The organism is Sphingomonas sp. CFBP8993, from assembly GCF_034044895.1.
Classification (GTDB): domain Bacteria; phylum Pseudomonadota; class Alphaproteobacteria; order Sphingomonadales; family Sphingomonadaceae; genus Sphingomonas.
Genome location: NZ_JAXCWU010000008.1, coordinates 22,442 through 36,273, shown reverse-complemented (window position 1 = coordinate 36,273; position 13,832 = coordinate 22,442). Strand labels below are relative to the sequence as shown.

12 protein-coding genes and 1 pseudogene are annotated in these 13,832 nt (G+C 63.8%); 12 read left to right on the top strand and 1 reads right to left on the bottom strand.

From position 1 onward, the window contains the following. Window positions 1-114 precede the first annotated feature (114 nt). Window positions 115-1,260, top strand: a pseudogene (locus SOM26_RS15935) (IS3 family transposase). 100 nt (window positions 1,261-1,360) lie between these two features. On the opposite strand, the gene SOM26_RS15930 reads toward SOM26_RS15935, so the two are convergent. Next, window positions 1,361-2,002, bottom strand: a complete 642-nt coding sequence (locus SOM26_RS15930; RefSeq protein WP_320453704.1) for a TetR/AcrR family transcriptional regulator — start codon at window positions 2,000-2,002, stop codon at window positions 1,361-1,363. 162 nt (window positions 2,003-2,164) lie between these two features. Between SOM26_RS15930 and SOM26_RS15925 the strand changes: the two genes are divergently transcribed. The 11 genes from SOM26_RS15925 to SOM26_RS15875 all read left to right on the top strand — a co-directional run bounded on the left by SOM26_RS15925 (window position 2,165) and on the right by SOM26_RS15875 (window position 13,773). Further along, on the top strand, window positions 2,165-3,346 hold the full coding sequence (locus SOM26_RS15925) for an amine dehydrogenase large subunit (RefSeq protein ID WP_320453703.1): 1,182 nt from the start codon (window positions 2,165-2,167) through the stop codon (window positions 3,344-3,346). After that, window positions 3,343-3,831, top strand: a complete 489-nt coding sequence (locus SOM26_RS15920; protein ID WP_320453702.1) for a MauE/DoxX family redox-associated membrane protein — start codon at window positions 3,343-3,345, stop codon at window positions 3,829-3,831. The genes SOM26_RS15925 and SOM26_RS15920 overlap by 4 nt, the downstream gene beginning before the upstream one ends. Further along, a complete protein-coding gene (locus SOM26_RS15915) occupies window positions 3,831-4,418 on the top strand; it encodes a redoxin family protein (protein WP_320453701.1) in 588 nt (195 codons plus the stop codon). The genes SOM26_RS15920 and SOM26_RS15915 overlap by 1 nt, the downstream gene beginning before the upstream one ends. A 3-nt stretch (window positions 4,419-4,421) precedes the next feature. Further along, window positions 4,422-4,970 (top strand): methylamine dehydrogenase light chain, encoded by a 549-nt coding sequence (locus SOM26_RS15910; RefSeq protein WP_320453700.1) that lies wholly within the window; start codon window positions 4,422-4,424, stop codon window positions 4,968-4,970. Continuing rightward, window positions 4,967-5,416: a c-type cytochrome gene (locus SOM26_RS15905; RefSeq protein WP_320453699.1), complete on the top strand. Its 450-nt coding sequence runs from the start codon at window positions 4,967-4,969 to the stop codon at window positions 5,414-5,416. The genes SOM26_RS15910 and SOM26_RS15905 overlap by 4 nt, the downstream gene beginning before the upstream one ends. Next, window positions 5,413-5,892 carry a cytochrome C gene (locus SOM26_RS15900; protein WP_320453698.1) on the top strand — a complete coding sequence of 160 codons (480 nt, stop codon included), beginning with the start codon at window positions 5,413-5,415 and terminating at the stop codon, window positions 5,890-5,892. The genes SOM26_RS15905 and SOM26_RS15900 overlap by 4 nt, the downstream gene beginning before the upstream one ends. 63 nt (window positions 5,893-5,955) lie before the next feature. Further along, complete coding sequence (locus SOM26_RS15895) at window positions 5,956-8,151, top strand: TonB-dependent receptor (RefSeq protein WP_320453697.1); 2,196 nt, start codon at window positions 5,956-5,958, stop codon at window positions 8,149-8,151. A gap of 37 nt (window positions 8,152-8,188) precedes the next feature. Then, complete coding sequence (locus SOM26_RS15890; protein ID WP_320453696.1) at window positions 8,189-9,592, top strand: aldehyde dehydrogenase family protein; 1,404 nt, start codon at window positions 8,189-8,191, stop codon at window positions 9,590-9,592. Beyond that, window positions 9,589-11,271 (top strand): AMP-binding protein, encoded by a 1,683-nt coding sequence (locus SOM26_RS15885; RefSeq protein WP_320453695.1) that lies wholly within the window; start codon window positions 9,589-9,591, stop codon window positions 11,269-11,271. Before SOM26_RS15890 ends, SOM26_RS15885 begins: the two co-directional genes overlap by 4 nt. A 389-nt stretch (window positions 11,272-11,660) precedes the next feature. After that, window positions 11,661-12,440 carry a response regulator gene (locus tag SOM26_RS15880; protein ID WP_320453694.1) on the top strand — a complete coding sequence of 260 codons (780 nt, stop codon included), beginning with the start codon at window positions 11,661-11,663 and terminating at the stop codon, window positions 12,438-12,440. Then, window positions 12,424-13,773: an ATP-binding protein gene (locus tag SOM26_RS15875; RefSeq protein WP_320453693.1), complete on the top strand. Its 1,350-nt coding sequence runs from the start codon at window positions 12,424-12,426 to the stop codon at window positions 13,771-13,773. Before SOM26_RS15880 ends, SOM26_RS15875 begins: the two co-directional genes overlap by 17 nt. The last annotated feature ends 59 nt before the right edge of the window (window positions 13,774-13,832 follow it).

Here is a 13,832-nt window from a genome sequence, read left to right as displayed (position 1 = left end):
GGCGGATTCCCTCGTCCGGCACCTGCCAAACCTAACCGGGAATTTCTCACAAAAAACGGACCAATCCGGAGGGCTCAGGTCACCCTTTGAAGCCTGCGGTCAAGAAGCTGGGACATGAAAAAGTCGAGGTACACGGAAGAGCAGATTGCGTTTGCGCTGAAGCAAGCGGAGATGGGCACGGCCGGTGGCCGAGGTCATCCGCCGCATGGGCGTGTCGGAGCAGACGTTCTACCGCTGGAAGAAGGTGTATGGCGGGCTGGGCGTCGGTGAGCTGCGGCGGGTCAAGCAGCTCGAGGACGAGGATCGCAAGCTCAAGCAGCTCGTTGCGGATCTGAGCCTGGACAAGCATATCCTGCAGGACGTGCCCGCAAAAAAGCTCTGACGCCTGGGCGACGGCGCGAGATCGTCGCGCACGTCCAGGCGTCCCACGGCGTCAGCGAGCGGCGCAGTTGCCTCGCGCTGGGTGTCGACCGCTCGTCGGTGCGATACGTGTCGCACAAGCCGGACCAGGCGCCGCTGCGGCTGCGCATCCACGATCTGGCGGCGACACGGGTGCGCTACGGCTATTTCCGGATCTACATCCTGCTGCGCAGGGAGGGCTGGCTGGTGAACCACAAGCGCGTCTATCGGCTTTACCGGGAAGGCGGGCTGAGCCTCCGGTTCAAACGTCCCCGTCGCAACGTCAGCGCTGCAAACCGCGAGCGCCAGCCAGCAGCTTCGGGCCCTAACGAGATGTGGTCGATGGACTTTGTCTCGGATGCCTTGTTCGATGGCCGAAGGCTGCGGGCGTTGACGGTGGTCGACGCGTTCACCCGCGAGGCGCTGGCGATCGATGTCGACCAGGGCATCAAGGGTGAGCGGGTCGTGGCGACAATGACGCGGATCTCGGCGATACGCAGTGCGCCCAAGACCATCCGGGTCGACAACGGTCGGGAGTTCATCTCGAAAGCATTGGATCGGTGGGGGTACGAGAACGGCGTCACGCTCGACTTCTCGCGACCGGGCAAACCGACCGACAACGCCTTCGTGGAGTCGTTCAATGGCCGCCTGCGTGACGTGTAACCGCATGCGGTTACACTGAACAGCCACTGGTTCCTGTCACTGGCGGACGCAAGAACCAAGATCGAGGCCTGGCGTCGAGACTATAACGAGAGACGTCCTCACACGGCGCTTGGCTGGCTGACGCCAGCCGAATATGCTGCATCCGCCGGGGTTAACCCCGGCGGATGCAGTCCGGAAGCTCGCATCACACCCGGATGAAAAATCGGGGGACCGTCAGCAGTCGCCGGCTTCTACCTTCGTCCACTTCAGTCCAAATACAAGTTGACCGTAGCCTATTCTAAAGGTGGACCCAAAACAATCATCCCCGTTTGAAGTTGCGGACAAGGCCGGTGAATGCCTGCACCGATACTTCGGTCAGACAGGCCATTCGTGACGCGAATGGTTTCTCATGGCCTACGAAGATCGTTGCTCCTTCCATCGCGGACGAAATGAACAGCGTGAGCGCTTCTTGCTCGTCAGATGACAAGTCGGGGCGGAGTTCGTTGATTATCTCGAACAGTGGCTTGCGCGCTCTTCTGTAAAGTTCATGCAACCGCTCAAGCACGAACGGGTCGTGGTTCGTCAGGGCCCACAGCTCGGGGAACAATCGCGTCGTTTTCTTGGTGCCGATGTCGTCCAGTATGAGCAGGCAATATTGCCTCAGCCTGGCTTCCGGCTCGAGATCCGGACGCCGCACGACGGCGTCGAATGCGATCTCGTAGCTGGTGATGACCGCATCGAGCAGCTCGCGCACCAAGTCCTCGCGCGTCCGATAGTGATAGGTGAGATTGCCGAATTTCATCCCGCAGATGAGCGCGACTCGGCGCATGGACATCGCGCGATAGCCCTCGTCGATGAGGATCGACAGCGCCGCGCGCAATATGATCTCTCGTGTCTCGCGGCCCTTGGAATAGCCACCATCGCGCTCCGGAACGACAAAGTCGGCGACGACCGCGTGCACTGTATCTGACTGTTTCAAGGCAATTACTTCCCCAGCAGAAACCCTAACATAACAGCATTCCGAAAATAGGTCACTTGGCATATTTAGGTCAATTGACAAGATTGATCCCTCCTCGTCATTATTTCACCAATGCCGAGCAATCGGCGGATTGAGGGGGACTCAATGAAAGTGTTCGTCCGTCTGTTGGCGACAGCGATTGGCTTCGCAACGCTTCCGGTCCATGCCGTGGTGCAAGCCCAATCCTTTCCAAGGCCGCTGCCCGAGGAATCCATCCCAAGCGTTACGCCGCTGCCGGCGCAATGGCCGAAAAGCTGGGTTCTCATCAACGATCTGCACTTCAACTCACTCGTCGACGGGCGCGTGGTCGTTGTCGATACCGCCTCGGCCGACCAACCGCTGAAAGGGATCATCCGCGCGGCGCAGTTTGCCAACATGCTGATCTCCAAGAAGCGCGGCGAGATACTTACAAGCGAAACCTTTTATTCTCGACTGACGCGTGGCGACCGCACCGACGCGATCACCGTCTGGAACATGGCCGATCTCCAGCCGAAGGGTGAGATCGTGCTGCCGTCCGGCAAGCGCCAGCAGTCGGTGACCTATCCGAACCTGTTCCAGTTCACCAACAACGACAAATGGGCGCTCGTCGCCAACTTCACGCCGGCCCAATCGGTTAGCGTTGTCGATCTCGACGGCCGAAAGGTGCTGAACGAGATCGACCTGCCGGGCTGTTCCCAGATCTATCCGACGGGCGAGCGCGGCTTTTCCAGCCTGTGCGCCGACGGTTCGATCTTCTCGGCGACGCTGGACGATCAAGGCAAGGTCGCGACCTCCAAGACCATCAAGGCGGTGCAGGACATCGACCGTCAGCCGCTGTTCAGCGCGCCGGCGATGGTCGGCAAGACGGCGTGGTTCGTCAGCCTGTACGGCATGCTGCAGGGCTTCGATCTGTCCGGGCCGGTAGCGCGACCAATTCCCGGCGCGTTCAGCGTCGGCGCGGCGCCGGGCGGCGCACCCGAATGGCGCCCGGGCGGATGGCAAGTCATCAACGCTGACGGAGCGGGGCGACTCTACGTCCTGATGACTCCCGCCGGCAAGGAAGGAAGTCATAAGGACGGCGGCACCGAGGTGTGGGTGATCGACCCCGCAACGAAGTCACGGGTCGCGCGCTATCCGCTCAAGGGTCAGTCGATCGCCATCGCCATCACCCGTGAGGAGCGGCCGCATATGGTGCTGTCGCGCGCCGATGGCGTGATCGACATCTATGATGCGGCCGATGGTAGTTTCGTGCGCACGCTCGGCGCGACGGTGGCGTTCAACCCGATCGTCATCACCCCGGTGCAATGATGGCGCCGCTCACCCTTTTCATTGCGCTGGTTCTGGCCATCTCCGCTGCGCACAAGGCCCATTCTCCGGCGCGGCTGAGCAACGCTGCCGCGCGACTGGCGGGCGTCTCCCCGCCGATCGGCCAATTGTTGCTGGTGCTGGCCGGTGCGATCGAGGCGGTCGCCGCCCTGTGCCTGACGATCCCCGGTATGGGGTCGGTCGGTGCCGCGATCGCCGCTGCCGTGTGGGCCACGTACGCGATGGCGCTGTGGCGTCGGCGAGGAGAAGTGCTCGATTGCGGCTGCGACCTGGTAAACCGGCCACGGGCGGTCGATGCGGGACAGATACTTCGGGCCGCGCTGATGGCGACAATCGCTCTCGCCCTGGTGGCTTGGCCCTCCACCCTGTCGCTGGAAGCGCTGATCCCCGCGTTCGCCCTCCTCGCGCTGTACGTCGGCGCGTCTGAAATCCTTGCCATTCCCCGTCCCGCCTGGAGGAAAGCCTGATGTTATCGCAATTGCTGTTGTGGACGGCGGTGATCGTCGAAGGGCTGCTGATCGCCGCCCTGGCACGCCAAGTCGGCATCCTGCATGAACGGATCGCCCCCGCCGGCGCGCTGACGCTGCACCAGAAGGTGGACGTGGGCGACGTGGCGACGCCGATGACCGTCGTCACCACTGATGGCCAACCGCTGGAAGTGGGTGGCCGGCGCGATGGGCGCAGCCAGCTTCTGTTCTTCGCATCGCCCGACTGTCCGGTGTGCAAATCGCTGTTGCCGGTCGTGCGCTCGGCAGCACGCGCCGAACGCAGTTGGCTCGACGTCGTGATCGCCGGCGACGGTGCGAAGGCGGGCTATATGCGTCTGGCGAAGGACCACGGGCTGACCGATCTGCCGCTGGTCCTGTCCGAAGCGCTAGGCCGGGCATTCGGCGTCGCCAAGCTCCCTTACGCCGTGCTGCTGGACGAAGAGGGCCGCGTCGCCTCGCTCGGCCTCGTCAACAATCGCGAGCATCTCGAAAGCCTGTTCGTCGCCAAGGAGCATGGCGTCGCGTCGATCCAGGACTTTCTTTCCCGCCGCCAGAAGGAGGCCTGATCGATGGCCGGTTTCGACAAGATCACCGAAGGCCTCACCCGCTCCATCGCACGCGGCACCTCGCGTCGCAGCCTGCTGGCGACACTGGGTGCGGGCATCACGGGAGCTGGCCTTCTGCCGGTCCTGCCCGTCGCGCGAGCATCGACCCATCCGGCCGGGGCCGCACGCCCGCCGGTCACGTCCGGCCTGGCGCAGGATCCCGGTGACCGGACGAGTTGCGACTATTGGCGTTATTGTGCCATCGACGGCTTCCTGTGCACCTGCTGCGGCGGATCGGTGAACGTCTGTCCACCGGGAACCGAGATGTCGCCGATCACGTGGATCGGCACCTGCACCAATCCCGCCGACAATCGCGCTTATGTCATCAGCTACAATGATTGCTGCGGCGTAACGTCGTGCGGTCAGTGCCTGTGCAATCGCAATGAGGGCGACCGGCCGCAAGTCCGCACCCAGTCAAACAACGACTACAACTGGTGCCTGGGGACGGAAAGCAGCGTCTACAACTGCTCGACCGCCATCGTGGTCGGCGTCGCGCTGGAGCAACCGAAGTGAGGGCGCAGGCGCTGGCAATCTTGGCGCTGCTGCCCGCCACCGCTGTCGCGGCTCAGGATGGTCGAAGTATCTTCAACCGCTGCGCTGCCTGTCACACCGCCACGGGGGCGGGCGTGCCGGGTGCCTATCCGCCGCTGCGCGGCGAGGTCCGTACATTAGCGGCAAAGCCGGCCGGACGGCGCTATCTGGTACTCGCGGTCGTAAAGGGGCTTTCCGGACCGTTGACGGTCGAGGGCAAGACGTACCGCAACTTCATGCCGGCACAGGGCGGGCTGGACAATGCGGCGGTGGCAGCGGTGCTCAACCATGTCGGCACCGCCATCGCGACGGCCGGACCGCCCTTCAAGCCGTTCACCCCCGCCGAGGTCGCCGGCTACAAGGCCGGAGCGGGTTCGATGACCGGGGCAGATGTCGCCAAGCTGCACGGCGCGATAACCGGCAAGTGACATTTCGCTGGGCCTTGCTGCTTCCAGGCTTCACCGCAGCATTGGTCGGAGCGGCGGGTCTGGCCCGTCAATCGGGACCGATGCGTGGAGTAGCGGATGCGGCACAGGCACGCGTCGACTACCAGCTAAAGTGCCAAGGTTGCCACCGCATCGATGGTGGCGGTGACGATCGCAGCAACCCACCGATGCGAGATATGGTGGCCCGTTTCCTGACCGTGCCCGGCGGGCGGGAGTTTCTCGCCCGGGTACCCGGCGTCGCCACCGTCGACCTCGACGATCAACGTCTCGCCAACCTCGTCAACTGGACGATCTACACATTTGATCCGCAGCACGTTCCCAAAGACTTCCGGCCTTACACGTCGGTGGAACTTGGGCGGCTGCGACAAAACCCTCTCCTCCTCGAACGCGCCGAAACGAGAGCGCGTCTGGTGGCGAGGCTCACACTCGCAGGAAGACATGGGGACATCATGAAATAGGGGGATTCTATAGTGGAGATGTATCTGCTTTCCCGAGCCGGCACGGTCGCGCTCGCTGCTTCCATGGCACTCGCGGCGTCACCGGTATCCGCGCAAACGGCACCGGATGCCACCGTTTCCCGAACCACCAAGACGGATTCGTCCCCGACAGGCGAAATCATCGTCACGGCGTCCAAGCGATACGAAAGCCTGCAGTCGGTGCCGATCTCGATCTCTGCCATCGGCGGCGACACCCTGGCGAAATCGCACACGACGCGGATAGATGACCTCACCAGCAAGGTCGCCAATCTCCAGATGACCGGCATCGTCGGCGACAATACGCCGATCTTCAGCCTGCGTGGCGTCTCGATGTCGGATTACAGCCTCAACCAGTCCAGCCCGGTCGCGACCTATTATGACGAGGTCTACAAGGGCAATTTCGCATTCCTGGGCGTCGCGATGTACGATCTGGAGCGGATCGAGGTGCTGCGCGGGCCACAGGGTACGCTGTACGGCAAGAACACCACCGGCGGCGCGGTCAATATCATCAGCCACAATGCGACGCTGGGGGAGAATAGCGGCTACCTCAACCTCGGCTATGGCAACTACAACCGCGTGGACGCGAACGGCGCGATCAACCTCGCCCTGGGCGCCAACGCCGCGCTACGGGTTGCCGGCACCTATTCCCGTGCCGATGGCTGGTTCAGAAATGTGCTTCCCGGCTTTCCCGACCTCAATTCGACGCGGGAGTTCGCCTTTCGCGGCACCTTGCGATGGGACCCGAGCGACAGGCTGAAGCTGGTGCTCCGCGGTTCGGTCAGCCAGCAGACTCCGCAGAATTACGGCATCTACGCCCAGAACGCGGACCAGTCGCGCATCGGCGGGCTCGACCGATATCAGATCGCCTCCGACGTCGCGGTCCGTCGCATCGCGCGCACGCAAGCGGTGTCGCTAACCGCCAATTACGAACTGACCGATACGCTGGCGTTGACCAGCATCACCTCTTACGATCACGGCACCCTCTTCTTCACCGAGGATACCGACGGCCAGGCGAGCAAGACGCTCGAAATACCCTATGGGGATCGTGCCAACCAGTTCGCACAGGATCTGCGGCTGACCAGCAGCAACGCAGGCCCCTTCGATTTCATTCTCGGGCTTTATTACAATCGCGAGAAGGTGTTCAACAGCACGTCCTTCAACATATTCAACGATGTCGATCTGACCGGCGACGGCAGGATCAACTCTGCCGATTGCGCGGCCGGAGTCGCCGCGGCCAATTTCGTCGCCTGCCAGGTGCGAAATCGTTTCGACCAGCTGAAGAAGAGCTTTGCGGCCTATACCGACCTCAAATTCAGAGTCACCGACGCCGTGACGTTGCGCGGCGGGCTTCGCTATACGCATGATACCGGTCGGCAGACCGGCTTCCGCTCCGATGCCTATGGCGTCGACGACGTTCTGGTGGCGAACCTGATCCCGCTCACCTCGGCTGCGTTTGCCACCGACAATCTCTCCGGCAAGATCGGCCTCGACTACAAGCTGGCCGATGGCAATCTCCTCTATGCCAGCGTCAATCGCGGCTATCGCGCGCCGAGCTTTAATGCGCAGGCCTTTTTCCAGCCGAACGAAGTGTCGGTGGCCAAGGACGAACGGATCACCGCTTACGAAGTCGGCGCCAAGACACGCCTGTTCGGCCGCCGCGCCACGCTCAATCTCGCGGCCTTCTACTACGACTATCGCAACCAGCAATTCATCAACGTTGATCCGGCGACTGCCGCGCAGATGCTGCTCAACATTCCAAGATCGCGCATCTTCGGTGGAGAAGCCGAATTCAATGCGCGCATTGCCGATGGTTTCCAGCTCCGCGCTGGCCTTGGCCTGCTTTCGACCAAGATCATCGACGGCAGCGTCAGCGGCAGGAACGTCAACGGCAACAAGCTTGCGAACGCGCCGTCCTTAACCTTCAATCTCGGGCCGGACATCACGCTGGCGCGTGGCGATTTCGGGACGATCAGCGTTCACCCCTCGGTCTCGTATCAGTCGAGCCAGTTCTTCGAGGTCATCAATCAGCCGATCCTGAGGCAGAAAGGCTATGCGCTACTCGATGCCCATCTCGATTACGAAAACGCCAACGGAAAATTCTCTGCGTCGGTATGGACGAAGAATGCGGCGCAGCAATTCTACTTCACGTCGCGCGTCGACCTGCTGGCGGGCTTCGGATTCATCTACAATCACATCGGCAATCCGCGCACCTATGGTGTGACGCTGGGCTATAAGTTTTAAAAAATATAACTTCAAATTGGAGAGGATGGAGATGGTCATGGTGGATTGCCAAATGCTGATCGGCGGCAAATTGGTCGATGCGGCGAAGCGTCTGGACGTCGTCAACCCCGCGACGGGCCAGACGTTCGCCACCGTGCCGCACGCCAGCGTCGCCGATGCCGATGCCGCGATCGCCGCGGCCCGCGCTGCGCAGCCGGCCTGGGCAGCGCGTCCGCTGGCGGAGCGCCGTGCCGCGCTCGTCGCGCTCGCCGATGCGATCGCGTCCCATGGTGACGAACTCAGCCGGCTGCTGACGATGGAACAAGGCAAGCCGCTGGCCGAGGCCAAGGGTGAGGTCGCATGGACCGAGGGCTATCTGCGTCATTACGCGACGCTGGAACTGCCCGATCGGATCATCCAGGACGATGCGAGCGGCTATATCGCCGTCCGGCACCAGCCGCTCGGGGTCGTCGTCGGGATCATCGCCTGGAACTTCCCGCTGCTGGTGGCGTGCTGGAAGATCGGCCCCGCCGTGCTGGCCGGAAACGCCATCGTCCTCAAACCGGCGCCGACCACCCCCGTGACGGCACTCCGGCTGGGCGAGATCGCGAAGGACATCTTCCCCGCCGGTATCGTCAACATCATCACCGACGACAATGATCTGGGACCACATCTGACCGCCCATCCCGATGTGGCCAAGGTCGGTTTCACCGGCTCGACCGCCACCGGCAAGCGGATCGCGGCCAACAGCGCCGAGACGCTCAAGCGCCTCACGCTGGAACTCGGCGGCAACGACGCGGCGATCGTGCTGGCGGACGTCGATGTCCGCGAGACGGCGCGTGGCATCTTCGACAGCGCCTTCCTCAACTGCGGCCAGGTCTGCCTCGCGGTGAAGCGGGCCTATGTCCATGCCGACATCTACGATGCGATGTGCGCCGAGCTGGTGCGCCTCGCCCAAGAGGCGGTGGTGGGCGACGGACTGGAACAGGGGGCGACCATCGGCCCGATCCAGAACCGGGCCCAGTTCGAGAAAGTGAAGGGTTTCCTCGACGCGGCCCGTGGCGAAGGCACGATCGTCGCCGGCGGCAATGCCATGGAACGCGCCGGCTATTTCATCGAGCCGACGATCGTCCGCGACGTGACCGATGGCGCCAGGATCGTCGATGAGGAGCAGTTCGGTCCGATCCTGCCCGTGATCCGTTTCGACGATGTCGACGACGTGATCGCACGCGTCAACGCCTCCGACTACGGCCTCGGCGGCTCGGTGTGGAGCGGCGACGTCGATCGCGCGACGGCCATCGCCGGCCGGATCGCCGCGGGGCAGGTATGGGTGAACCAACATATCGCGATCGGCCCGCACATCCCGATGGCGGGCTTCAAGCAGTCGGGTCTCGGTGCGGAGCAATCGGTCGAGGGGCTGGCGGAGTACACGCAACTCCAGGTCGTGAACGTCAAGCGATGAGCGGCCTGTCGATCGCGTGCGGTCCGACCGACACGCCGCTGTTGGAGATCACCATCGGCGACGCGCTGCGCGACGCGGCGGACCGGTGGGGTGACCGGCTGGCGCTGGTTTCGCGCCATCAGGCGATCCGCTGGACATGGGCCGCGTTCGACGCCGAGGTCGATCGCATCGCGTCCGGCTTGCTCGCGAGGGACGTCAAGGCGGGCGAACGGGTCGGGATCTGGGCCCCCAATTGCGCCGAATGGGCCGTCATCCAGTTCGCCACGGCCCGGATCGGCGCGATCCTTGTGAACATCAACCCGGCGTATCGAATCAGCGAGGTCGAATATGCGCTGAACAAGGTCGGCTGCTCGGTGCTGGTCACCGCGGCGCGCTTCAAGAGCAGCGACTATCTTGCGATGCTACGGGAACTGGGGCCGACCAAGCTGCCGGATCTGCGGCTGATCGTTACGCTTGGCGATCAGCCGCATGACGGCTTCATGCCGTGGGCCGATCTTGGCGTCACGACAAATCAAAAGGCCCTCGCGGTGGCGGCGGCGGGGCTCGATGCCGACGATGCGATCAACATCCAGTTCACCAGCGGTACGACTGGCCTGCCCAAGGGCGCGACACTTACGCACCGCAACATCCTCAACAACGGCTATTTCACCGCCCGCACGCTGCGCCTGACGCCGGATGACCGGATCGCCGTGCCAGTGCCGCTATATCACTGCTTCGGGATGGTTCTCGCCAATCTTGCGGCGGTCACGAGCGGCGCGGCCCTGATCTATCCCGGGGAAAGCTTCGATCCCGGTGAGGTGCTGAAGGCTGTAGCGGCAGAGCGCTGCACCACGCTGTACGGCGTGCCGACGATGTTCATCAACATCCTCAACCACCCCGATCTCGCGACCACCGATACCACGTCGTTACGCACCGGCATCCTCGCCGGCGCGCCCTGTCCGCTCCCCACCATGCGGGAAGTGATGGAGCGCCTCAACATGCGCGAGGTCACGATCGGCTACGGAATGACCGAGACCAGCCCGCTCACCACCCAGACCGCCACCGACGACCCGATCGAGGAGCGCGTGGGGTCGGTCGGTCGCGTGCATCCCCATGCGCAGGCTAAGATCGTCGGCCCTGACGGTGCGCCCCTTCCTTATGGACAACAAGGCGAATATTGCTCGCGCGGCTATGCGGTGATGCGCGGCTATTGGAACGATCCGGAACGGACCGCCGAGGCGATCGATGCCGACGGCTGGATGCACTCAGGCGACCTGGCGACGATGGATGCACGCGGCTATGTCCGCATCACCGGCCGCATCAAGGACATGATTATCCGCGGCGGGGAGAACATTTATCCCCGCGAGATCGAGGAGTTCCTGCTCGGGCATGTCGCGATCGCCGATGCACAGGTGTTCGGCGTGACCGATGCGATCTACGGCGAGGCTGTCTGTGCCTGGATCATCCCGCGCCCCGGCGTTCCACTCACGCCGGAGGACGTGATGGCATATTGCACGGGGCAGATCGCCCACTACAAACTGCCGCGCCACATCCGGATCGTCGACGGCTTCACGATGACGGTGACCGGCAAGGCCCAGAAATTCGCGATGCGCCGTATCATGGAAGCGGAACTTCAGACGACAGCCGACGTCGCGTCTGCCACTCCAGCGCCATCTGTGTCGCGAGGAAGCGGCGGATGAAACAGTCATCGCCTCTTCGTGGGGGCGGCGGCCGCGATTTCGCCTCATGATCTATCCGGTCGAGACGGGCGGATCGGCGATCGATGCCACGTGACGTGAACAGACGCAGCATCGGCGGCTACCTCAAACCTGAACGAATGTCGGATGTTAGGAAGCGTGGGAGGGGCTGCAAATAATTGCTTATAGGTCTGCAGACGGGAAGGGCAGCGTTCGCCATGCAGCACCTTGCGGGGGTGCTCGCCGGAACCCGCCCCAAATAGCAATGCAACGACATGCTGGCGGGTAAGAGCCGCCAGAGTCGCCCTTTGGTCACACGGGCTCCCGTTTTGCCGATGTTGCAGCTCCGCAATGCGAGCGATACACCGGTGAGGCAAATCGTTATGATGCAGATGACCGTGCTTTCTGAACCGATCGAGACCGTGGACCTCGAAACCCGTCTTCTTATCGTCGACGACGATCCCGGCATCCGCGAGCTGACCGCGGCATTTCTTGTCGACCACGGCTATGTCGTCGACGTCGCCGAGGATGCCGCAGCGATGCGTGCGGCACTGGTGCAGCAGGCTTATGCGCTGATCGTTCTCGACGTGATGATGCCGGGCGAGGACGGGCTGTCTGTCCTGCGCAGCCTGGATCGCGCGACCGCGCCGCCCGTAATCATCCTGTCGGTGATCGGCGAAGAGGTCGACCGTATCGTCGGGCTGGAGATGGGGGCCGACGATTACATCGCCAAGCCCGCCAACCCGCGTGAGCTGCTTGCCCGCATCCGTTCGGTCCTGCGCCGTAACCAGCCACGGCCGGAGACGATCGCTTCGGCCCCCGTGGCAGCTTCGGCATCGTGGGTGCGCCCGTATCTGCGCTTCGCCGGCTGGCGGCTGGATCCGCTGGGACGACAATTGTTCGACCCCGACGACGTCATCATCAATCTGTCCGACGGCGAGTTTCGCTTGTTGATTGTCTTGGTCGAGCATGCCCGCCGCGTCCTGACGCGCGACTTTTTGCTCGATCAGTCGCGCGGGGCCAATGCCGAGCATTTCGACCGCGCGATCGACGTGCAGATCAGCCGTCTGCGCCGCAAGCTGCAACGATCCGATGGGCGGGGCGGCGACGATCTCGTCCGCACCGTGCGCAACGAAGGCTATATGTTCACGGCCGATGTCGAGCGTCGCTGACCGGCGAGGCGACCGACGGGGCGCGTCGATCGCACGGCCGATCTTCCTGCTGGTCATCGTCTCCGTCCTGCTGGCGACGGCGATTTCGTTCGTGGTCACCTTTTCAGGGCCGCCGCCCTTCGATTTCCCCCGCAGCCTGCGGTCGATCGCGATGACGCTGAAAGGGAAGGGGCCGCCGCCTTTCGGTCATGGCGTCCCGCCGCCCGGTGCGGGGCAGGCGTTCGAAGACCATGGTCCCGGACCGGGGGCGCTGCGGCGTCGACAGGAACCATCCGCACCCATGGCTCGTAGCGGGGAGGTCGCCGATCCCACGGCACGACGTCGTCTCGCGGCGGAGTTGGGCGTGTCGCCCGCCGATATCCTGGCCTTTACAGAAACCGCGGGCAAAACCGAGCGTGATGCCTTTGTCGGCAGCTACACCTTCGCCTGGCACGAGGGGGCCGGGTGGTGGGTCGTGCGTAGTGATGTCCCGCCCTATCTGACGCGCTGGCATGTTCGCACTCTGCTAGCGATGCTCGTGGCGATCCTGCTACTATCCCTGCCGGCATGGAGCATCGCCCGGGCCTTGACCCGCCCCTTGCGGCTTCTCGCCGCCGCCGCCGATCAAGCGGGCACCGGTGCCGCATTGCCCGCGTTGCCGGATGGCAGTCGCGAGGTGCGCGATCTGGCTCGTGCGGTGACTACGATGCATGCCCGTCTCGCCCATTATGCCGAGGCGCGGACGGCGATGCTGGCGGGGATCGCGCATGACCTGGGTACGCCGCTTTCGCGTCTCGCCTTTCGCGTCGAGCAATTGCCCGAAGGCGCGCGCGTGCGTGCCGCCGCCGATATCGACGAGATGCGCGCGATGATCGCCGCCACGCTCGCCTTTACGCGTGACGATGCGGTCCAGACAGAGGCGAGCCGCCTTGATCTTGCCAGCCTGCTCGACAGTCTGGTTCAGGACATGGCCGATGCCGGTCAGCCTGTGACGCTGATGCCCGGCCCGCGTGCGATCGTGCGCGGGGATTCGGCGGCTTTGCGACGACTCTTTTCCAACCTGATCGAGAATGCGGTCCGCTACGGCGAGTGCGCGAGGGTTGGCTGGGAAATGGAGGACGGAAATGTCAACGTGTGGGTGGTGGACGACGGCCCGGGCATCGATCCGGCGCAGGCGGAACGGCTATTCCAGCCCTTCGTGCGCGGCGATCCTTCGCGCAACCGCGCGACCGGTGGCACCGGGCTGGGACTCGCCATCGCCCGGTCGATCGCGACGCGGCATGGCGGCGCGGCGACGCTGGAAAATGGCACCGGTGGGGCGGTGGCCCGCGTCGTGCTCCCGCTGGCGGGCTGACACACGCTGCAACATTATCGCGGCGACCTGACATAACCGGGCAACCCGGCACGCCGACA

Bases quoted from the DNA above. Each gene is read 5' to 3' on its own strand.
- SOM26_RS15925 (WP_320453703.1), top strand. From the start codon at position 2,165: ATGAAAGTGTTCGTCCGTCTGTTGGCGACAGCGATTGGCTTCGCAACG.
- SOM26_RS15920 (WP_320453702.1), top strand. From the start codon at position 3,343: ATGATGGCGCCGCTCACCCTTTTCATTGCGCTGGTTCTGGCCATCTCC.
- SOM26_RS15915 (WP_320453701.1), top strand. From the start codon at position 3,831: ATGTTATCGCAATTGCTGTTGTGGACGGCGGTGATCGTCGAAGGGCTG.
- SOM26_RS15910 (WP_320453700.1), top strand. From the start codon at position 4,422: ATGGCCGGTTTCGACAAGATCACCGAAGGCCTCACCCGCTCCATCGCA.
- SOM26_RS15895 (WP_320453697.1), top strand. From the start codon at position 5,956: ATGGCACTCGCGGCGTCACCGGTATCCGCGCAAACGGCACCGGATGCC.
- SOM26_RS15890 (WP_320453696.1), top strand. From the start codon at position 8,189: ATGGTGGATTGCCAAATGCTGATCGGCGGCAAATTGGTCGATGCGGCG.
- SOM26_RS15885 (WP_320453695.1), top strand. From the start codon at position 9,589: ATGAGCGGCCTGTCGATCGCGTGCGGTCCGACCGACACGCCGCTGTTG.
- SOM26_RS15880 (WP_320453694.1), top strand. From the start codon at position 11,661: ATGACCGTGCTTTCTGAACCGATCGAGACCGTGGACCTCGAAACCCGT.
- SOM26_RS15875 (WP_320453693.1), top strand. From the start codon at position 12,424: ATGTCGAGCGTCGCTGACCGGCGAGGCGACCGACGGGGCGCGTCGATC.